Genomic DNA, 21,069 nt, shown 5'->3' on the forward strand with positions numbered 1-21,069 from the left:
CATCCCCCTAGAAGTGGATACTGCGTTTAATCGCTTCATAAATTTTCAGGTGGTCGGGAATATATTCCTTCTCCAACGCCAGCGGATAAGGTGTGTCCATTCCAGCAACTCGTGCAATCGGTGACTCAAGATGCAGGAAGCAGCGTTCCTGAATCGTCGCAGAAATTTCACCGGCAAAACCACCCGTTACAGGGGCTTCATGGGTAATCAGCAAGCGGCCGGTTTTCTTTACAGAAGCAACTACAGTTTCAATATCCCAGGGAACAATCGTACGAAGGTCAATCAGTTCACAGGAGATTCCATCCTTTTCAGCCAGTTGATCAGCCATATCCAGGTATTCCATCTGAGCACCCCAGGCCAGCAGAGTAATATCACTCCCTTCTTTGACCACTTCAGCGCTGCTCAAAGGCAACTCATAATCTTCTTCAGGGACCTCACCAACCGAGGCACGATAGATACGTTTGGGCTCAAAGAAAATAACCGGATTGGGGTCGCGAATTGAGGCTAACAGTAGCCCCTTGGCTTGATGAGGATTACGAGGGACAACGACTTTTAACCCTGGTGTCTGAGCAAAATAAGCTTCCGGCGACTGAGAATGGTAGTGACCACCCGCAATACCGCCCCCATAAGGCGTCCGTATCGTCAGCCCGCCCACATCGAACAGGTTACCTGAGCGGTAACGGAATTTAGCAGCCTCGTTAACAATTTGGTCAAATGCCGGAAAGATATAATCGGCAAACTGGATTTCCGCCACAGGTACTGATCCCTGTGAGGCTAAACCATTGGCGAAACCAATGATACCTTGCTCAACCAACGGAGTATTAAAACAGCGATCCCTTCCGTATTTCTCCTGGAGATGACTTGTCGCGCGGAACACCCCGCCAAACCCACCAACATCTTCACCAAAGCAGATCACTTTCGAGTTTTGTGCCATGGCGATATCCAATGCATTGTTAACCGCCTGCAGCAGATTCATTTTAGCCATGGTCTAGATCCCCTGAAGTCTTTGGATAGGCATCCGGGTACAGACGGATATGTGCCTTTAGCTGATCGAGTTGCTCCACAAGCAAAGTCGGTGGAGTATCATAAACATCGGTGATCAGCTCATCGAGTTTACAAATAGGACGTTTTTCCGCTTCTTTCAGCGTTGCTAAAACCTCTCGTCGCTCTGCGTCGAAGAGCTTGCTGTCTTCTTCTTCAGTCCACCATTTTTGTAAGAATAACCATTGCTTCATTCGCAATAACGGGTCTTTACTGGCCCAGGCTTCCTCTTCTTTCTTACTTCGATATCCAGAGGGATCATCGGAAGAAGAATGAGCAGCCAGACGATAACTCATACTTTCAATCAATACGGGTTCATTTTGTTCAACCGCAATTCGACGGGCTTCAACAGTCGCAGCATAGACTGCCAATGTGTCATTACCATCCACCCGGATGGTATGCATACCATAACCCAAAGCTCTCGGTGCTATACCGTCGGCTGCAAATTGTTCATTAGACGGGGTTGATATGGCATAGCCATTGTTTCGACAGAGAAAAATGACGGGCACTTTCAGTACCGAGGCCATATTCAGGGCAGCATGAAAATCACCTTCAGAAGCGGCACCTTCACCAAAGACCGTTACGGTACATTTACCTTCACCCGCAAGTTTTTGTCCATAGGCATAGCCGGTTGCCTGTGGAATCTGAGTGGCCAGTGGAGATGAAATCGTCATGTAATGCAGCTTGGAAGAACCATAATGAATCGGCATCTGACGGCCTTTGCCGTAATCTCGTTCATTACTGAATAGCTGATTCATAAATTCATCGAGGGTAAAACCGCGATAGACCAAAGCCCCCTGTTCGCGGTACTGAGCCATGATCATATCTTCATCATCGAGGGCAGCAGCAAAGCCAACCGTGGTCGCTTCCTCTCCTGTCGACTGCATATAAAAGCTCAGACGTCCCTGGCGTTGAGCTGCCAGCATACGCTCATCCAGCACACGGGTGCGGACCATCGCTTTATAAATTCTGAGTGCTGTGCTCTGTTCCAGATCAGGCAGCGTTGCTCCCTTGTAAGGAGAACCATCCTGCTTCAGGACCTTGTAGGTCGGTATCTGGAGCTCGTCTCCACGGATAAAATTGAGCTTGTGTACAACTCTATCTTTAGTACCCGTTTTCATAGCTTCCTCTTCATTATTTTTTGGAACACCTGACAGTAGGGTCCCCTAAGTGGATAGCTGCAGACCCCTTATGAGGGTTTGCTCATAATAATATAGACCCACCTGGGTAAGGTGGGGAGACAGTTTTAAACTACTTTTACGTAAACGTAAAGTATATTCAACAAGCCAATGCTTTTACTAGCTGCTCATTAGAATCCGTTCACTGCTATTAATTGGAGTTTAAAGCAGGTAAATCAGGCCTTTCAGACTCGTGTCGAAGCTCAAATGAAAAAGTGCCATAGAGCATTTTTTTTCAGGAATTATATTAACTCAGCTGTTGTTGAACCTATAAGGAACCTGTGAATAACTCCATGGCTTTCACAGGCAGTTACAACTGTTATTGTTACAACTATCCTTGTCACAACCATCCTTTATAACCCTATAACACCAAGGTCTTAGCGATGAATAATGGACCAAGCCTCTATACTGTAGTCAAAACAACCATCTCTCAACTACACGAATATCAGCGTTAATATAATGAAAAGATCAATACTGCTCATCCTGACAATCAGCCAGACATTTTTTTTCAATCAGGCATCTGCTGACCAAAATGGCCAGGTCCCAGCCAACAATGTCATTGTCTATTCCCACAACACAGCCACAGATACCTATATCGATACCCTGGGTGAATTTCGCGGTAAGCACCACGGCGGCCGAGGAGCTTTTTTGACGGAATTAGTTCGAGAGCTGATGATCAGTGTTAACCAGCAGCCCTTGATTGAAAAGCACTCTGTAGAACAGGCTATTGAATCGCTTGAAGATCAACAGTTGATTGCAGTCATTGATATTAATCGCACCACTATAAAACCTCTGAATACAAATGGGTCGGCCCCCTGTTAAACGACAGCATCCATTTTCTGGAAAGCAGGAAGAACCCTGCCTTGATCACTTCCATCGCTGAAGCAAAGCAGACAAAAGCGGTCTGCGTTCGACAAGGAAGCCCCCAGGTTAATAGTCTGAAACAACAAGGCTTTAACAATATACGGACGGCCAGTTCCTACAAAGCCTGTTGGGATATGCTTTTCGAAGGACAGGTTACCTTGACAACACTGGCTATTGAACTGATGCCGACCCTGTTGGATTTAGCCAGGAAAACAACAGCAGAGATAACTACGACGGGAGTAAAACTGCACGAGAATCTGGCTTACCTTGCTTTTTCAAATAATACACCCGATTCTGTGATTAAAGCATGGCAGGCTGCGCTGGAAGAAATCAGATCATCAGGAACCCACCACAGTCTTATTCACCACTATTACTGCCAACAGGATTGCTTCTAGCTTTTGCCTGTTGAAAAACCGTTTTCCCGGAAACATACGGCCACAACTGCCACATTAGCGTCGTAAGAGTTAACAGCAGTAATAATGCTCCGCCATTATGGGCCACAGCTACAGATAAAGGTAACTTGGCAAGCACATTGGTGATACCCAGTCCCAGTTGCAGCATCAACAGTCCCAGCAACAGCAAAGTTACCCGTCGAACCGCGACAGGTAAATCGGAGCGCAACAAACGCAAGCCCAGCAGCGTAAGGTAAACGGCGGTAACCAGAGCACCAATACGGTGAGTGACATGAATCGCTGTGCGGGCAGGATAGTCAAGAACGCCATATTCGTAATTGATCCCTAACCCTCTCCACAAAACAAAGCCTTCTGAAAAGTCCATTTCAGGCCACCATACGCCATTGTTACAGGTTGGAAATTCCGTGCAGCCAATAGCCGCATAATTAGTACTGGTCCACCCCCCAAGGAATATCTGCAAAACCAGAATGAATACTCCCAGTAAAATTGCAGCAAATAGTCCCTTTATTTTTTGGGTAGGGACAGGTTTCTCCACAAAATGAGGTATCAAGGAACGAAATACCATGGAAACAGATATCAACCTTAAGCTTAGCAACCATAAAAGAGTCACTGTTGCCAGACCGCCCAAGAGATGAATAGTGACAATCAACGGCTTCACCAATAGCGTTACTGTCCACATTCCCAACATCCCCTGAAAAGCAACCACAAGTAACAGCAGTGCGGGCAATAGCCTAGGCTGTCCCGGCAATTGCCGAAACTTCCAGGCAAGTAATGATAAACTGACAATAAACAAACCCAAAAAACCAGCCAGATAGCGATGTATCATTTCTTTCCAGGCTTTATCCACCTCAAGAGGGCGCTGTGGATAACTGGCGTTGGCTTCAAGAATCTCCTGCTCTACAGAGGGAACTGTCAGCTGGCCATAGCAACCCGGCCAATCCGGACAACCCAGTCCCGCATCTGAAAGTCTTACATAGGCTCCCAACATCACCACGATCACTCCCAGGACGCAACTGCATAGCGCAACTCGTAACTGAGTTTTAAAAGGACGACCGACTTTTACGTCCTTTGCTAAAGAGCAGGAATCCTTGCTCTGCAAAGCGGAAGTTGTCGAGCCGCTGGCCAATCGGGTTTGAATATCAGTCGGTTGACTCATTGATTGCGGTTGAATCTTAGCTCTGCTCATGGGAATCTCAATAAATCATTATTAGATCTGACGCTTAACGCTCGGCGCCTGACCTACGTTCTTAACGGTACGGACGCTATATCTGAGATACTGACGTAAAAAGCCCGCTGTACAGGCGACATCCCTGAACGAAACATCAATGGAGACCAGCTGCTTGAAACAGAAAACGGATAAAAGCATCGTTGATCGGATAATACTGAATCCTGTCCAGGCTCAGGAGGTCAGGCGCTGGTTGCAATTGGGGGTCTTGTCCCTGGCAATCGCTGGTATCTTTGCTCTGCTGTTGGTGCTGTCGAGAGTACCCGGAGCCGATGCTTTTTTTCCATGGATCGATTTCTTTCATACCGCCCTCGTTGTTCACGTGGATCAATCGGTCCTGATCTGGTTCCTGTCCATGGCGGGTGTTCTCTGGTCTCTGACTGACAAATGCAGAGATCCCTCACTACTCCGCCTCCTATCTATCGTCTTAGCAATAACAGGTACTGTTGGTATTGCCGTTTCTGCCTTTTTTGGCGAAGGCTCAGCACTGATGAATAACTATATCCCTGTACTTCAACGCCCATTGTTCTTTATTTCTTTGGCTGTGTTTGGTTCGGGAATCACCCTTCGCCTGATACTGACATTGATAGCAAGCAACAGGCAAGTGTTGATTAACGACAGCCATCCCCTCTATGTAGCCTCAGTTACCGTGGCCATCGCCACTATCACAGCAATCGCGGCTCTGCTCTGGAGCTGGTGGGATATACCACCCGAAATCAGCGGCCAGGGATTCTTTGAATTTTTATTCTGGGGAGCTGGGCACAGCTTACAATTTGCCTACAGTCAGTTGCTGCTGATTACTTGGTTGCTGCTGGCTGTGGCGAGTGGTGTAATACTTCCAACCAGTGAAAAATCCCTTGGCCGATGGCTTTGGCTCGGCGTACTCCCTGTTCTGGCAGTACCCGTTATTTATTTCAGCTACCCGACAGTTTCCCCAGAATCCCGCTTAGCCTTTACCCGATTGATGCAATACGGTGGTGTTCTGGCAGCCGTACCCATCGGAGTTATCCTGTTATATGGATTAAAAAGATCTCCCGGTCCTACCCCGGAACACCGCCCTCTGCGTTTGACTCTATGGATGTCAATAATGCTGTTTGCCTGCGGTGGCGGGATTGCCCTGATGATATCCGGGGTAAATACTGTAATACCTGCCCATTACCACGGCTCCATTGTTGGTATCACATTAGCTTTGATGGGTCTTGGATACCTGTTATTACCTAAGCTGGGTTACCGTCCGATTACTGGCCGCCTCGCCAGTATCCAGCCACTATGCTATGGCATCGGTCAATTACTGCATATCACCGGACTCGCCCTTTCTGGAGCCATGGGTATTCAAAGAAAAACGGCTGGGGCAGCTCAGGGACTGGACAGTCTGGCAGCAAAACTATCCATGGGAGTCATGGGTATCGGTGGGTTGATGGCTGTCATTGGCGGAATACTTTTTGTCTGGATAATGTTGCGGGCATTCCTGCAGGGTGCCAAAACAGAACACCCCGGAGTGCAGCAACCAAATATTCAGTAGCAGGTTAGGCTCCTTAGACCCCAGCGTCAGTTTTTTAAGCAAACCTGTCCCGGGGTTACTTTCAACCGTGAATGTAAACCACTGACTGACAATTCAGGCCACCGTCTGATGTCTGGACCTTCGTTTATTCCCTAAATCAGGGTTATTTGCCTAAACCACTGTGATTAGCCCATATAAGCAGGCACAAAGAACACCAGATAGTGATCAATTAACAGTAAGGCAAACAACATACAGAGATAAACAATTGAAAATTTAAAGGTTTTCATAGCATGCTGTATGCCATCGCCTTGCCAGAGTTTCCAGCAATGCCACACAAACCCCAACCCCAGAATGGTAGCCCCCAGCAGGTAAAGCATGCCGCTCATATGAACAAAAAATGGCATCATCGAAACGGCCAGCAGCATCACTGAATAAACCAATACCTGATTCTTTGTAAATGGAATACCGTGAGTAACCGGCAGCATGGGAATTCCCGCCTTGGCATACTCTTGATGCCGGTGTATTGCCAACGGCCAAAAGTGAGGAGGTGTCCAGATGAAAATAATCAACAGCAGCAAAAAAGCTTCTGTTGTTACTTCACCGGTTATCGCTGTCCACCCCAACAGAGGAGGCGCAGCGCCCGCTAAACCACCCCAGATAATATTCTGCGGGGTGTTACGCTTCAGAAAAAGAGTATAAACAAAGGCATAGCCGATCAATGCCATAAAAGTCAGTATAGCTGTCAGACCATTCACCAAGAACCACAGCATCAGCATTGAGGTCAATGCCAGCAGGACAGCAAAAGCTATCGCATGAGAACTATCCATATTACCGCTTGGAATCGGCCTGCGCTTAGTACGGGCCATAATGGCGTCAATGCGTTGGTCGATAATATGGTTGATTACCGCTCCCGAAGCGGCTGCCAGGGAGATGCCAATCAGACCGAATATCAAAGGTTGCCAGGGAACAGCTCCCGACTCTGATAAAAGCATCCCTACCAATGCCGTAAACGTTATCAACAGCACAACCTTAGGTTTGGTTAGCTGATAGTAGTTACGCCAGGGAAAACTTCCTCTGGAACGAGTAACAGCTTCAGTTGTGGCCATATTCTGTACCCTTCACCCAGTTTTGAGAAATTTTGAGTAGCTGCTCCATATCCTCAAGAATTTGCTTCTGGCTCAGCCGCTGTTGATCATGACTCATCATCAAAGCACCCATCGGGTCTATAACAAACGTATAGTCCGTTAACGGATGTTGGTCCAATTCAAATAGCTGTGAAAAATGCTCCAGAGATTCCTCCGTAACCCACAAAGTATCTGTACTTGCTTCATCGGCTTTCGCTGCAACTCGAGACGAGCTCCCCCCCCCTTCAGCGGGTAACAGGATAATCAGGGGCAGGATTCGACGCTGATTTCCACCAATCGCCCGTCGAACTTCATCAATTCCCGTTAATCGTTGTCCACAAATTTCATCACACAAGCCTCGGGCTACCACCACCATCCGCCAGGCGTCATTAAATTCGTCAGCTTTCAACAATCGACCGTCGTTCCACTTAAGTTGTAACGGATAAACTGGCCGTGCAGGGTGTATCAATTCTCCCTGATTACTATGCTTATCCGGCAACCATTGAGGATTGAGAAAAAACAGCCACCCCATCAATGGGGGTAAACCAAAGAGCCCAATCAATAAGAGTAAAGTCAGCGATCCATATTTTTTGGTAGCAGGAGCAGATGCAGTCATGTCCATTTAATATTTATCCTCCATATCTTCCATCACCTCTTTAAAAGCGCCATCTGACTGGATAGCAGGCACTGAACGTTTTTTCATCGACAATTTCAGCCAGATAAGGATAACAATCAAAGCAAAAGCGAACCATTGCAGGGCATAGCCAATGTGCATGCTTGGATCAACCTGAGGTTTAGGCCATTGGCGGGTAAAGCCACCTTGACTTTCCGGCGACAGTAGTAAGACCAGTGGATAAATATCGCCTCCTGACCATTGCTGATAGCGCTCTAAGGTGAAAAAAGGCCATCGCTGTATACTGCCAGTAACTGCCGTCCCACTCTGGTCAGAGTCTGTCAGATCCAGGACAGGCGGGGAAGGTATCGATACCGTCCCAATCAACTGTAGAGTCCCGCTGGGGGTATCAAACTGAGGAATACTCAATTCAGGTCCCGCTTTTACCCACCCCCGATTTATCAGCAATATATGTTCACCCTTGGATAGCAAAAAAGGAGTTATCACATGAAATCCGGTTTTACCCCGATGTTTTCGATTCTCAATCAGTACAGATTTTTCCGGCAAAAACTCACCTTCCACTTTAAGTTGCCGGTACTCAAGCTTTTGTGCAAAATTTTCCGGATCACTGGGTTCCTGTAGATTACTTTCTTCCAGCAACATGTCATCAATGAGTGCCAAGGGTTTCTGTTGCTGCCTCAGAGTAAGAGTCTCTGCCAACTGCTGTTTTTGCTCAGCCCGCTCCAGCTGCCATAAGCCTAGATAAACAAATACAGCCACCAACAGACCGACCACCGCTGTCAGTATCCAATGAGGCGAAAATTGAGCATCTATCAGGGTCATGTTGTCCTATAATTAAGTGACAGAATACAGTGTTATCCAGTCATGAAGTTTGATCGATTCTGGTCCGGCAGCCGAGCTACTTGCCCTCTGAAGGGCATCAAAGGCCCGAGATAATAAACTGAATTCGCTGAGAGGCTCCCTATGGACATAATGATCAAATTACCCGTCATTCTGATTCTGGTGTTTATTGTCAGTGCCCTGGCTCGCAGCATGTACTGTCTTGCCAAGGATGATGGTGAAAACGGTAAGACCCGTGTTGTACAAGCTCTGACAATTCGAATTGTGCTCTCTTTTTTATTGTTCGGATTGTTGGTCGTTGGATACCTTACCGGGATCATCCAGCCTAACGGTTTATAAAGCTGCGGATAAACCTTCCTCATATGGGCTCTAGAGCCAGTAAACAAAGATAAACAATCCCAGCCAAACCACATCGACAAAGTGCCAATACCAGGCCACCGCTTCAAAAGCAAAGTGATTGTGTGGGCTGAAATGCCCTTTCATGCTGCGACCGAGTATAGCCATCAACATAATCGCTCCCATACAAACATGGAATCCATGAAAACCGGTAAGCATATAAAAGGTGGAGCCGTAGATTCCGGTCCCCAAAGTAAGATTCAGTTCATTGTATGCATGACCGTACTCCCAAGCCTGCAAAGCAGCAAAAAGCAGTCCTAGAACAATCGTGGCAATCAGACCCCAAACCAGATGATTTTGCTTGTTGAGCTTCAATCCCCAGTGTGCCCAGGTAATCGTCGCGCCACTACTCAACAATAGGAAAGTATTAATGGCGGGCACGCCCCAAGGCCCCATGGGAGCAAAATCTCCACCAACTTCCGCGGGCCCATGAGTGGGCCATACAGGCTGATATTCACCGTAGAGCAACTCTTGAGTCACTCCTAAGTACCCATCACCCCCCAACCAGGGAACGGCAATATTTCGAATATAGAAAAGAGAGCCGAAGAAGGCTCCAAAAAAGAATACTTCTGAGGCAATAAACCACATCATTCCCATACGAAATGATCGATCCACCTGACGATTGTAGCAATCACTGAGATTTTCTCTGACCACATCGCTGAACCAGCCAAACAGCAGTACCGCAAAAAGCACCAGACCCGCAATTGTCACATACTTGCCAATCCCCACTCCATTCATTGTCAAGGCTGTTCCGATCAACGCCAGCAGCAAGGACACCATACCAATGACAGGCCAGGGGCTGGGGTCTGGAATAAAGTAGTGATCACTGTTTTGGTCGGCTGACATACTGGATCTCCCGTAAGTCTATAGGCCCTGTTATTGTTATTAATGATTACCGCTGTTAATCACTGTAATCAGAGAACAATCCCGTCTGCAAAAACTCGCTTCAGAACAGCTCGAATCAACAACAGTCATCAGGCTATTGAGATAACTGAGCCAACGGGGCGTTCTCTATTTTCATCACGCTGTAGGACAGAGTGATCGAATTAATTCCCTTGGGCAGCTTAGGCGAGATAACAAAACGTAATGGCATTTCGCTTTGTTCACCTCCTGCCAGGGTTTGCTGATTGAAACAAAAACATTCCAACTTATTGAAATACGGGTTTGCTTGCCAGGGAGTTACACTGGGAATAGCTTGCGCACTGACCGGATCGTTACTCCGGTTCAGGGCGGTAAACACCACTTCATAAACTTTCCCTGTTTTTACTTCTAATTTGCTCCCCTGTTTCAAATCGATTTTCCAGGGCAGGCTGGGGTGTACACTTGCATCAAGCTTCACTGTCAGCAGCCGTTCCGTATCACCACTTTCGATAACAGTATCGGGTGCAACCAGTGGCTCAGCCGCTGATCTAACAGCCACTGACTGAATTCCAGCAACCTGGCAAATCAAGTTATACAGCGGAACCAAAGCAAACCCGAACGCAAACATCCCTATCACCAAGCCTGATAGCAGGACCAGTGTACGTCGGTTTTTTTGCTGTAGGTTCTCTTTATCTGTCATCCCTATTTATTCGCCGCCGCAACAAGTACTTCCTGCCAGAAAGGGAAGGAAGTCACCAGCACCAGCAATGCAAAACCTCCCAGCACCAGAGCCAGAAGACCATTCTTTTTTTTAAGATTATGCGGGGTTTTCATAAGTATCCTTCAGTTCTAGCTGTTCAGGTGGAGTCGTCCAGGTATGGAACGCAGGTGGTGAATCCAGATGCCATTCAAGTCCATGAGCGCCCTCCCAGACCTTGGCATCGGCCTTCTTGCCGCCTCGGATAGTCTTAATAACAATATAGAGCAATAACAGATGGCTTAAGCCAAAAATCATCGCCCCGATACTGGAAACCACGTTAAATTCCGTAAACATGACGTTGTAGTCAACAATTCGTCGTGGCATTCCCGCCAAACCAAGGAAATGCTGGGGGAAAAATGTCAGATTAAAACCAATTACATTGACCCAGAAAAAGATCTTGGCCAGCGTTTCGTCGTACATATGCCCTGTCCACTTAGGCAACCAGTAAAACACACCGGCAAACAAGCCGAAGACGGCACCGGGCATCAGGACATAATGAAAATGGGCCACAACAAACATGCTGTCGTGGTATTGCATATCCGCTGGCACCACCGCCAACATCACACCACTCAGTCCACCAAACGTGAACATCAGAATAATCGCCACAGCAAACAGCATCGGGGTTTCAAAGGTCATGGCCCCTCGCCACATCGTAGCAATGAAGTTGAAAATCATCAGCCCGACAGGGATAGAGATAATGATCGTGCCAATCATAAAGTAACTGACCGCCCCCAGAGACATCCCTATGGTGTACTGGTGATGAGCCCAAACCACCATACCTATGGTTGCGACAGCCAACATCGCACCAACCATCGAGCGATAGCCAAACAAAGGCTTACGAGAAAAAGTTGGGATTACATGAGCGAGCACACCGATCGAGGGAAGTAACAGCACATACACCTCCGGGTGGCCAAAGAACCAAAACAAATGCTGGAACAAAACGGGATCACCACCGCCTGCCGCATCAAAAAAGCTGGTGCCAAAATGACGGTCAAATAACAACATGGTTACACCACCCGCTAACACCGGCACCACCAGAATCAGCAAGAAAGCGGTAACTAACCATGTCCAGCAGAACATTGGCATTTTCATCAATGTCATACCTGGCGCCCGCATATTAAGCAGTGTGACGATAATATTAATAGACGCCAGTACTGAAGAGATTCCCAATAAGTGGATAGCAAAAATCAGAAAATCCATCGACATCCCGACCTGCAGGGAAAGTGGAGGATAAAGAGTCCAACCTGTATTTATCTGAGTTCCACCGCCGGGGAAAAAAGGAACAACAAAGGAAAGGATCAGCATGGTTGCCGCTGCAGGAAGAATCCAGAAGCTCAGATTATTCATCCTCGGTAAGGCCATATCCGGCGCCCCGATCATCAAAGGAATCATCCAGTTGGCCAGTCCGGCGGCGGCAGGCATCACCGCTCCAAAAATCATAATTAACGCATGATTGGTCACCAGATTGTTGTAAAGATCCGGTTGTAACAACTGAATCCCCGGCTGGAACAACTCCGCGCGAATCAACATCGCACTGGTTCCTCCAAGGAACAACATGGTCAACGCAAACAGCAGGTAGAGTGTGCCAATATCCTTATGATTGGTACTGTACACCCAGCGACGCCATCCCGTTGGGGCATGGTCATGATGATGGTCTGCAGCCACTGTAGTCATCAATGAAAATCCTCTATCGGTGCTGCTTCACATCAGCGGGTTGAACAATTCTATCACTGCCGCCATCTGCATCATTACCCCAGGCGTTTCGCTCATAGGTAACGATTGCCGCAATCTCCAGATCATTCAGGGAAGCCCAGGGGGGCATAGCCGAACCAGGTTTGCCTTTTAAAACAACCTCAAGATGACCAGCCAGCGCTCCTTTTGCCAGAGCAGAACCTTTCAGTGGAGGGAAGACCGGTGGTAAACCCGCGCCTGTCACCTGATGGCAGGCCGCACATTTGGTGTTATACAGCTCCTCGCCCTTTGCCATTAATTCTTCAAAAGTCCAGGTTTTATCAGAACTGGCCTCTTCAGCCGCTGCTTGCATGATCCCTTTTTGTTCAGCGGTCCAGGCAGCAAACTTTTCCGGAGAAACCGACTCCACAACAATAGGCATCCGGGAGTGCCAGGTTCCGCATAACTCAGCACACTGGCCTCTGAATACCCCCTCTCTGTTAAGGTCTACCCAGGTTTCGGTAACGTAGCCAGGAATGGCATCTTTTTTAACGGCGAGTTCAGGAACCCAAAAAGCATGCAGTACGTCAGCGGATGTATGAAGGAAGCGGATTTTGGTACCCGTCGGTAGTACTAACCTGTTATCCACCTCCCGCAGATAAAGATCCTTGGATTGCTCCTCCGGGACATAACGGCTCTCGACCTTAATTCCATGATCCAGATAATCAAATTCCCACCACCACTGATGACCAGTCACTTTCACATCCAGAATATCTTTGTCATCAGGGACTTCCCAAACCTTTTCCAGCACCGTGTTAGCATTGCTGGCAATGGTTAAATCCACACCCAGCACCAGTGCCGGTACGATGATCCAAGACCAATGGCCAAACCAGGTATCGTGGAATTTCTGATCAGCTTTATAACCGCGACTTTTTCGATGAAAGTAGAGAGAGTAGAAAACAAAAGAAAAAACTATGATGAGCAGTGCAGTGGCAACCTGCATGGTGAGCATATGGATATCATAAATTTCCTGAGCCACCGATGCTGCCGGCTGTGGAAAATTAAGCCCATACTCAGCCCTGGTATGACCAGACCACAACAGAACCGGCGGTAACACCAGCGACCCTCTGCTGATCCAGTACCGACCTTTTTTGGCTTGACCCCTAAAAAATGCAGCAAGAAAACGCATACCGCCCTACCTCCGATGAGACAGCTGTATACTTCTGTATAATTATTTTTTTTATCAGTTATTAACTTAGACGTTGTTTTATAAAGTGCAATGCCAATATTGAAAAAATGATATTTCTCAATATATTAAACCCATAATTTCTGCACTGTTATACCGCTACAAGCGCTATAAACACTGTATTTCTATCTGAATACTGAAATAGCTTGTTCGATAAACATTTAATGTAAATTTTTTGAAGACTGTAGACCCCGTGGCAATAATCAGCGAGACTCTGAAGAATCGGGTAAAGTCAATCCTCCCTTTAATGACTGATCCACAATGGCTAAGCCAGGATACAAAAGGAGCTGTCACATCCTGGCGACGGATGAAAGTGCTATTTTATAAGTGATTAAGTTCCTTAATCATCCCGTTTCAATAGTAGATCAGGCAGGTAATTCAAGACATTTCAGTAGCAAGCACTTTTGACCAAAGAAACGACAAAGGACTAAAGAGAGCATAATGGACTTACTTAGCGGATTCCCTCACACAAGGAGTTCAAGCATGTCAGAACTTAACTCTTCAAAACTAAACACTCTGTCTTGCGAAGCCTGCCGTGCCGATGCACCTCAAGTCAGTCATCAGGAACTGCTGGAACTGAGCAAAGAAATTCCCGACTGGGTGAGTGTATCCAGAAACGGAGTACTGCAACTGGAGCGGTCATTTACCTTCAAGAATTTTCGCGATGCATTGGCGTTTACCAATCGTGTCGGAGAAATGGCTGAAGAACAAGGGCATCACCCAGACCTCCATACAACCTGGGGTAAGGTTACGGTGACCTGGTGGTCTCACAGTATCAAAGGACTGCATAAAAATGATTTTATCTGTGCTGCGAAGACTGATGCGCTGCAATAGTCTCATACGATGCTTAACCAATGTTATCAATCCGGTCAAAGCTAGATGAGCAAGCCCCAGCATCCACAACTGGCGGCCATCGATCTTGGTTCTAACAGCTTCCATCTGTCTATTGCCCGACTCGTGCAAGGTGAAATACAGATGGTTGAGCGCATTGGCGAAAAAATCCAGCTGGCCTCCTCTCTCAACGATGACAGAATACTCTCAGACGACGCTATCTCACGGGGACTGAGTTGCCTGGAACGATTTGCTCAACGTCTTAAAGGAATTCCTCGGGATTCGATTCGGATTGTTGGCACCAACACGCTAAGAGCAGCTCGAAATCGCCAACAATTCATTCAAGCTGCTGAGTCGCTACTTGAATGCCCAGTGGAAGTTATTTCAGGTCGGGAAGAAGCCCGACTAATTTATCTGGGTGTTGCTCATACTCACTCTGATGATCAGGAACGCCGACTGGTTGTTGATATCGGCGGCGGCAGTACTGAACTCACCATTGGTGAACGTTTTTCACCGATGGAGCTGGAAAGCCTCCACATGGGTTGTATCTCCTATAGCCTTCGTTTTTTTTCTAACGGCCAATTAAACAAACAGAGTTTTCAGCGAGCAATCAACGCTGCCCATTCGGAACTACTCAACATCCGCAGTCACTATCTCAGACGTGGCTGGAACGACGTGGTGGGTTCTTCCGGCACCATTAAGGCTGCCTTTCATTTATTGAATCAGGATAAACACCATCATCCTATCACTCTAAAATTTCTGCACTCCTTAAAACAACAGCTTATTGGCTTTGACTCATTAGACAAAATCCAACTACGCGGAATCAAGGACAATAGAGCAGCCATAATGCCCGGGGGTATTGCCATTTTGATAGCTGTCTTCGAAGCGCTGGAAATCGAGAGCATGAGCCATTCGGAAGGGGCTTTGCGGGAAGGACTGCTCTATGATCAAATCGGTCGTCGGCAACATGAGGATGTCCGGGAAAGAACCATAACGGCCTTAATGGAACGATACTTTGTTGATATGGACTATGCCAGCAATGTGGAAACAACCGCGCTTCGATGCCTGGCCCAAACAGAGCTGGACAGTAACGTTAATCGTGAGCTATTGGGCTGGAGCAGCCGTCTTCACGAAATAGGTCTGGCGATATCCCACAGCCAGTTTCAGAAGCACGGCAGCTATCTGATCAGGCACTCAGATTTAGTTGGATTCAACCAAAGAGAACAACAACAGCTGGCCCTATTAGTCAGAAATCATCGCAGGAAGATGGCCCTTTCTGAATTAGAGTCTTTTAATCCCTCACAGCGATTACAACTTCTCTCATTAACCATATTGCTGAGGCTAGCAATTGCCCTTCATCACAGCCGACAACCTGAGCAGGTTCCAGATCTCAAATTAAATCTGAATTCAGGAAAGAAACTAACCCTGAAGTTTCCCAAGGACTGGCTTGAAAGCCACCCTTTGACCCAAGCAGACCTGGAGCAGGAAGCGGGCTATCTAAAAGCCATCGGTGTAACGCTGAAATTCAATTAACAGGTGACACCGAACGGGCACTGGATCGATATTAAAATTCTCCGCCATCACTCCATGACGGCTGAGTGCCACTAAACGCTACTTCTTCGGTCTGAAAGGCTTGATAACTTCCTCGTTGCACTCAAGATAAGGCCCTTCCATCAAGTCGATACAATAAGGAACCGCAGGAAAAACAGCGTCCAGACATTCACGAATAGACTTAGGTTTCCCCGGTAGATTGATAATCAGACTATCTCCACGCAAGCCCGCAGTCTGTCGTGAGAGAATAGCAGTAGCAACAAACTTCAACGACTCGGCACGCATGAGCTCACCAAAACCCGGCATCATTCGATCACAAACAGCTTCAGTAGCCTCTGGAGTGACATCCCTTTTGGCAGGACCGGTACCACCGGTGGTTACCACCAAACTGCATTGCTGCTCGTCGGTCATCTTAATCAGGGTTGATTCAATAACCGCTTGCTCATCAGGAATAACCTCGTATACCGGCTCCCATGGAGAGGTCAGGTATTCATTCAGGGTCTCAATAATCGCCTTACCTGAGACATCATCATAAACACCGGCGCTGGCCCGATCGCTAACAGTTACAATACCGATTTTTGCTGTAGTCATGTTCTTTACCTTTAACCTCTGAACCGATGCAGATCCCTGACGGGAAATTCGCTCCTTCCCGCCAGGGAAAATACTTGGCCGCTACGCTACCGGGGATCTGGGGGCAAAGCAATAAGGTTGTTCTCAAGTTACCGCTGAAGCGTAAAATAAAGAACAGATCAGGCTATTTCACACCAGCCATCGGTCTAATATTTGACTAAATACTCTCCTTGACGTAATTTCTTGACCGAGTGAAATATTAGCACTCTAAAATTGGAATAAACACGCGAAGGAGATACCGCAATGGCTGTCGATATTTTTATTAATATGGGCGATAAGATTAAGGGTGAGACTAAAGACAAAGAACAGTCCAAAGGCAAAGACATTGACGTTTTAGCCTGGAGCTGGGGAATGTCTCAGTCAGGTTCTTTCCACACCGGTGGCGGTGGTGGTGCCGGTAAAGTTAACATACAGGATCTGTCTTTCACTAAGTACCTGGATACGGCAACGACGCCGATAATGCTTCATTGTTCACAAGGTACCCATATTGATAAATGTGTATTGTTGTGCCGTAAAGCAGGGGAAGGTGCACAAAAGTACATGGAAATCACCATGGAAAAATGCATCATCACATCCGTTTCCAGCGGAGGCAGTGGTGGTGAAGACCGGCTAACGGAAAATGTTACCCTTAATTTTGCCAAAGTTAAGGTTGAGTACTTTGTTCAGGATGATAAGGGTAAGACTTCATCTGCTGGCGAGTACGGTTGGGATATCGAGGCGAACGCTAAAGTTTAGGTTTGTTGATCTGAAGCTGACAAGCTGTCCGTCTGGAACATCTTACTAATAGATTGCCAATGGGTCATCTTCATAATCATAGCCTTTTTCTTTAAAGCAGCACCTCTACAAGTATAGAACCTTGAAGGGTTCTCTTTTTCCTTCAAGGTTCTCAGAAATCTGTAAGTTGATATTTTTATTACCTTTTTTAGTTTTCACATACCTTCATATAACAATTAAAAATATTCATTGTTTATTAATCACTTTATACAGTGATCCTGGTGACATTGGCAGCGTTACAATTAAACAATAGCCATTGCAAGTCTGAAGTTAGTAACAGGCACACTGATCTCTGCTGTCGGACTGACCTCTGAGCAACGGCCTAAACTCTCAAATAGACTTTTATTCGGTTTCCCCATTTAAGATCTCCGCATAGTTAAGCATCTGAAGCGGTGGCGGCAGTTTCAACTGTTTCACGGCATCAAGATTGATCTGGAACGAAAAGCGCGATAACGGTCCCATTGAAATGCGGGCGGGGGGAATTTTATCTACCAGAATCTGCTTTACCTTGTGAGCGGTAAAACGGCCGATTCCCTGATAGCGACTGACTAAACCTGCTAAAGCACCAGTAGACATCAACTGCTCAGTAGAAGCGAATGTAGGTAACCCCAGCCTCATCGCCTCAGGTATGATTCTTGTCTTAGCTTGACTGCCAAGAAAGGAATCAGGTGGCAGGTACAACCATTGGGCTCCCTGGTTCTTCAACTGACTCAGTAGTTCTTCGGCTCCATCAACCACTGGCTTGTTATTGGCGTCCAAATGAAACGCGTTAGCGACCACCTTAAAACCCATTTCCTCACCCAGTTTTCGGATGTCTTCTACAAAAACGACTGAGTTCTTTTCTGTCGGTGTATAGAGTATTCCCAGCGTATTAAAGGGTCGGTACGATTCTATCGCGCGTATCTGTGTCTCGATCGGAACCGTAACCGTAACGCCGGTCACATTGCGATTAGAAGAGCTCATGTCCTCGACAATTTTTGCTCTGACGGGCGCTGCGACCAGAGTGAAGACAACAGGAATATCAGTGATATGGTTATTTGGATCAATGCTGTCGTAAGCTCCCAGAACACCCAGAGTTACGGTAGTGCCCCAGGTGTAAACCAGATCCGGCTTTTGCTGTCGAATCTCTTGAACAAACCCCGGAAGCTTGGATTTATCCCGATTGAGATTACGCCAGGTATATTGCACATCAATCCCCTGCTCCCGAAAGTAATCCTGAAAGCCTTTCTCTACCGCTGTCTCCCCACGATACAAGATGCCATAAATCCTTAAGGGATCCGCATTGCCGAATTCAGACAATCCCAACAACATCAGCAGGCATAATGATAGTTGGCGGCTCATACCGAAACCTCTTGTCGCTCACGACTGAGCGCTATCGAAAGAGCAAATAACACACCACTAAGCATCAGTAGCAGGCCAATTCCGACCAAAGCTCCCTGGTAACCCTGATAGATCACCAGAACACTGGCCAGCAAGGGTCCTAACGCATTGCCGAGTCGTTCTAACAATCGATAGACACCGTATACGGCATCACTACCAAATCGTTGAATTTCGTCATCACAATGGTCTGCAACCAAAGCACTCTGAGAGGCAATGGATAAAGCCTGACCAACCCCCAGCGAGCAGATTAGCGCCAGGACTGCCCAACTACTGTCTGACACCATCAAAGCCAACCCACCTATTCCTGAAACACATAACCCGGACGCCACCAGTTTTTCACGACCTGAGCAGCTATTTCCCACCCCTGCGGCCAGCGGTACGATAATAACCATCAATACGGCGTAGACCATCAGCAAACGCCCCGCCATCGCTTGAGTCCCCTCGGTGGAAAGGATATACAAGGGTAATAAATAAAAACAGATACCGGTTAAGCCTATTTTTGCAGGCATGGCCGCCAATCCAGCCAATGACATAAATCGTCGATTCAACAACAACTTAGTCATAACAGATAGTTTCAGCGCACTGCTACCACGCCTCTGCTGGGATGCCCCTCGGATACGATCATCCTTAGGAAGTCGCCAGATTACGATCATCGCTACCAAAGCTAACGCAGCAGCCACCGAAAAGGATTGTCGATAGCCGATATTATCGGCCAGAATTCCACCAATAGACGGACCACAAATCGTTGCAACCATGATCGCCCCAATGAACAATGCGAACCCTTTCGCTCGATTACTCGGACTTGAATGGTCAAGAATAAAGCCTTGAGCAGCAACGAAAACCAGTGCATAGCCAAGCGCACAAGCGGATCGCCACAGCAGCAGCTGATAAAAGTCCAGCGCCAACGCTGTACCTAAAAAACCCACTGACGCGATCAATGCCCCCAGCAGCATGGTGCCACGTCTTCCAAAGCGTTCACTCCAAACTCCCAGATAGGGTTGTCCCACAGCGACGATCAGCATAAACAGAACAATGGGTAAACCAATGGCAACCTGCGGGGAGAGTCCGGGTATCGGAACCAGCAACTGACTGATATACCCGGGCAAAAACGGGCGAGTCAGTTCTTCAGCAAGAATAAATATAAATAACGGCGCTCTAATTCTGTTCATGACGCCGCCGACCTCGGCCTTCTCCTGCTGAGAGGAAGAAGTGACTACCGGAGAGTGATGAGTGTCCAGGACCTGAGGGCGCAGGAACTGGTATCGACGAGTTAAATTGTCCCAGACATCATCTGTTTTAATAGCTCGAACTCTGTCTTTTAACAGCAGGTATTTTTCCTGCAATTCATCGAGTGCCAGATCAATTTTTCCCATTGAACGGCCAAGCTCACCATCAGCACTCGCATTGATACGGCCCCGAAAGTCTCTTTCCCTGACTCGGGCCAGAACACTGGAATAGGCATCAATAGTTGACTCCAGCTGAGCGCCGGACATAAAACTAAGTAACTCGCGAGTAAAGAAAAGGGCCACAATCAGGATTACCAGAATATCCAGCATCACTTCCGTCAATAACTGATCGATAAAAACACTGCCGATTCCGATATGCAGCATTCCAAGCATTTTCAGCCCCGTATCTGCCTCAATCCCTTGACCTTCAACGGGGCGATATTCACCATCAGGTTGTGCTATGACCCTTTCACTAAAAATAGGCACAGAAATAACATATTGATTTCCAACGGTGATTACTGGGTTTTCAACATCCACTGAAAAACCTTGGAGAGCAAATGCGGCAGGCTGTTTAAAATACTGTTGATTCACAGCTGGCAGCTCACCAGACAAAAACAGCACCTCTCCCTGTCGATCAGTCGCTGCGATGTAATCAAACTCAGGGTGCTCTGCAATCACAGCAGCAAAAGCCTGATTAACGGCGTAGAGCTGATCGTAAGCAATCCCCAGATCGACAGCCTTGACGATCAGTCGGTTAATCCCCTTCCCTACTGTCTGAGCTTTCTTTGCAACTTCAGGTATCAACGCTTGCTCAAACTGTTTCTGCGAGTAATAAGAGGTTAGCGCCAAACACAAAGTAACAATGATCAGAATAAACCCCGTCACTTTCCAATACATCCGCTTTAGGTAAGTGGCATCCATTA

Annotated in this window: 21 protein-coding genes; 7 read left to right on the plus strand and 14 right to left on the minus strand. The window is 47.2% G+C overall.

Annotation, left to right across the window (positions count from 1 at the left end; translation table 11 throughout):
- Positions 1 to 7: 7 nt before the first annotated feature.
- Both BGP75_RS17910 and BGP75_RS17915 read right to left on the minus strand, forming a co-directional pair.
- Positions 8 to 985: an alpha-ketoacid dehydrogenase subunit beta gene (locus tag BGP75_RS17910; protein ID WP_076720243.1), complete on the minus strand. Its 978-nt coding sequence runs from the start codon at positions 983 to 985 to the stop codon at positions 8 to 10.
- Positions 978 to 2,162, minus strand: a complete 1,185-nt coding sequence (locus tag BGP75_RS17915) for a thiamine pyrophosphate-dependent dehydrogenase E1 component subunit alpha (RefSeq protein WP_076720244.1) — start codon at positions 2,160 to 2,162, stop codon at positions 978 to 980. Before BGP75_RS17915 ends, BGP75_RS17910 begins: the two co-directional genes overlap by 8 nt.
- A 516-nt stretch (positions 2,163 to 2,678) precedes the next feature.
- Here BGP75_RS17915 and BGP75_RS17920 point away from each other — a divergent pair.
- The gene (locus BGP75_RS17920; RefSeq protein WP_076720245.1) at positions 2,679 to 3,041 is read left to right on the plus strand and encodes a hypothetical protein; all 363 of its coding nucleotides are present in this window, start codon (positions 2,679 to 2,681) and stop codon (positions 3,039 to 3,041) included.
- 41 nt (positions 3,042 to 3,082) lie between these two features.
- A complete protein-coding gene (locus BGP75_RS17925) occupies positions 3,083 to 3,478 on the plus strand; it encodes a transporter substrate-binding domain-containing protein (protein ID WP_076720246.1) in 396 nt (131 codons plus the stop codon).
- Here the strand turns inward: BGP75_RS17925 and BGP75_RS17930 are convergent.
- The gene (locus tag BGP75_RS17930) at positions 3,441 to 4,682 is read right to left on the minus strand and encodes a heme A synthase (RefSeq protein WP_233152973.1); all 1,242 of its coding nucleotides are present in this window, start codon (positions 4,680 to 4,682) and stop codon (positions 3,441 to 3,443) included. The two genes, BGP75_RS17925 and BGP75_RS17930, sit on opposite strands and share 38 nt — an antisense overlap.
- Before the next feature lie 154 nt (positions 4,683 to 4,836).
- On the opposite strand from BGP75_RS17930, the gene BGP75_RS17935 reads away from it, so the two are divergent.
- On the plus strand, positions 4,837 to 6,243 hold the full coding sequence (locus BGP75_RS17935; RefSeq protein ID WP_198939395.1) for a cbb3-type cytochrome c oxidase subunit I: 1,407 nt from the start codon (positions 4,837 to 4,839) through the stop codon (positions 6,241 to 6,243).
- Between the two features lie 164 nt (positions 6,244 to 6,407).
- Here the strand turns inward: BGP75_RS17935 and cyoE are convergent, their stop codons facing one another.
- From cyoE to BGP75_RS17950, 3 genes are read right to left on the minus strand one after another with little or no spacing between them, the layout of a single operon-like run.
- On the minus strand, positions 6,408 to 7,328 hold the full coding sequence (gene cyoE, locus BGP75_RS17940; RefSeq protein WP_076720247.1) for a heme o synthase: 921 nt from the start codon (positions 7,326 to 7,328) through the stop codon (positions 6,408 to 6,410).
- Positions 7,315 to 7,968 (minus strand): hypothetical protein, encoded by a 654-nt coding sequence (locus tag BGP75_RS17945; protein ID WP_076720248.1) that lies wholly within the window; start codon positions 7,966 to 7,968, stop codon positions 7,315 to 7,317. Before BGP75_RS17945 ends, cyoE begins: the two co-directional genes overlap by 14 nt.
- Positions 7,969 to 8,802, minus strand: a complete 834-nt coding sequence (locus tag BGP75_RS17950) for an SURF1 family protein (RefSeq protein ID WP_076720249.1) — start codon at positions 8,800 to 8,802, stop codon at positions 7,969 to 7,971.
- A 141-nt stretch (positions 8,803 to 8,943) separates the two neighbouring features.
- On the opposite strand from BGP75_RS17950, the gene BGP75_RS17955 reads away from it, so the two are divergent.
- A complete protein-coding gene (locus BGP75_RS17955; protein ID WP_076720250.1) occupies positions 8,944 to 9,159 on the plus strand; it encodes a DUF2909 domain-containing protein in 216 nt (71 codons plus the stop codon).
- Between the two features lie 30 nt (positions 9,160 to 9,189).
- Here the strand turns inward: BGP75_RS17955 and BGP75_RS17960 are convergent, their stop codons facing one another.
- From BGP75_RS17960 to coxB, 5 genes are all read right to left on the minus strand, one after another.
- Positions 9,190 to 10,062 (minus strand): cytochrome c oxidase subunit 3, encoded by an 873-nt coding sequence (locus BGP75_RS17960; RefSeq protein ID WP_076720251.1) that lies wholly within the window; start codon positions 10,060 to 10,062, stop codon positions 9,190 to 9,192.
- Positions 10,063 to 10,195: 133 nt separating this feature from the next.
- Entirely contained in the window at positions 10,196 to 10,777 is a 582-nt protein-coding gene (locus BGP75_RS17965) for a cytochrome c oxidase assembly protein (RefSeq protein WP_076720252.1), read from the minus strand.
- Between the two features lie 2 nt (positions 10,778 to 10,779).
- Positions 10,780 to 10,911 carry a hypothetical protein gene (locus tag BGP75_RS27600; protein ID WP_255395948.1) on the minus strand — a complete coding sequence of 44 codons (132 nt, stop codon included), beginning with the start codon at positions 10,909 to 10,911 and terminating at the stop codon, positions 10,780 to 10,782.
- Entirely contained in the window at positions 10,895 to 12,511 is a 1,617-nt protein-coding gene (gene ctaD, locus BGP75_RS17970) for a cytochrome c oxidase subunit I (protein WP_076720253.1), read from the minus strand. The genes BGP75_RS27600 and ctaD overlap by 17 nt, the downstream gene beginning before the upstream one ends.
- Before the next feature lie 13 nt (positions 12,512 to 12,524).
- Complete coding sequence (gene coxB, locus BGP75_RS17975) at positions 12,525 to 13,697, minus strand: cytochrome c oxidase subunit II (protein ID WP_083704904.1); 1,173 nt, start codon at positions 13,695 to 13,697, stop codon at positions 12,525 to 12,527.
- 540 nt (positions 13,698 to 14,237) lie between these two features.
- Here coxB and BGP75_RS17980 point away from each other — a divergent pair.
- The gene (locus tag BGP75_RS17980) at positions 14,238 to 14,588 is read left to right on the plus strand and encodes a 4a-hydroxytetrahydrobiopterin dehydratase (RefSeq protein ID WP_076720254.1); all 351 of its coding nucleotides are present in this window, start codon (positions 14,238 to 14,240) and stop codon (positions 14,586 to 14,588) included.
- Positions 14,589 to 14,633: 45 nt separating this feature from the next.
- Positions 14,634 to 16,118, plus strand: coding sequence for an exopolyphosphatase (ppx, locus tag BGP75_RS17985; protein ID WP_076720255.1), 1,485 nt, complete (start codon positions 14,634 to 14,636; stop codon positions 16,116 to 16,118).
- 78 nt (positions 16,119 to 16,196) lie between these two features.
- Here ppx and mog read toward each other — a convergent pair whose 3' ends face one another.
- On the minus strand, positions 16,197 to 16,727 hold the full coding sequence (gene mog / locus BGP75_RS17990; RefSeq protein WP_076720256.1) for a molybdopterin adenylyltransferase: 531 nt from the start codon (positions 16,725 to 16,727) through the stop codon (positions 16,197 to 16,199).
- A 282-nt stretch (positions 16,728 to 17,009) separates the two neighbouring features.
- On the opposite strand from mog, the gene BGP75_RS17995 reads away from it, so the two are divergent.
- Positions 17,010 to 17,501, plus strand: coding sequence for a type VI secretion system tube protein Hcp (locus BGP75_RS17995; RefSeq protein ID WP_076720257.1), 492 nt, complete (start codon positions 17,010 to 17,012; stop codon positions 17,499 to 17,501).
- A 381-nt stretch (positions 17,502 to 17,882) separates the two neighbouring features.
- Here the strand turns inward: BGP75_RS17995 and BGP75_RS18000 are convergent, their stop codons facing one another.
- The gene (locus BGP75_RS18000; RefSeq protein ID WP_076720258.1) at positions 17,883 to 18,881 is read right to left on the minus strand and encodes an ABC transporter substrate-binding protein; all 999 of its coding nucleotides are present in this window, start codon (positions 18,879 to 18,881) and stop codon (positions 17,883 to 17,885) included.
- A complete protein-coding gene (locus tag BGP75_RS18005; RefSeq protein WP_076720259.1) occupies positions 18,878 to 21,067 on the minus strand; it encodes an MFS transporter in 2,190 nt (729 codons plus the stop codon). The genes BGP75_RS18000 and BGP75_RS18005 overlap by 4 nt, the downstream gene beginning before the upstream one ends.
- Between the last annotated feature and the right edge of the window lie 2 nt (positions 21,068 to 21,069).

Origin of the sequence: Motiliproteus sp. MSK22-1, assembly GCF_001968815.1 — a bacterium.
Lineage (GTDB): Bacteria > Pseudomonadota > Gammaproteobacteria > Pseudomonadales > Balneatricaceae > Motiliproteus.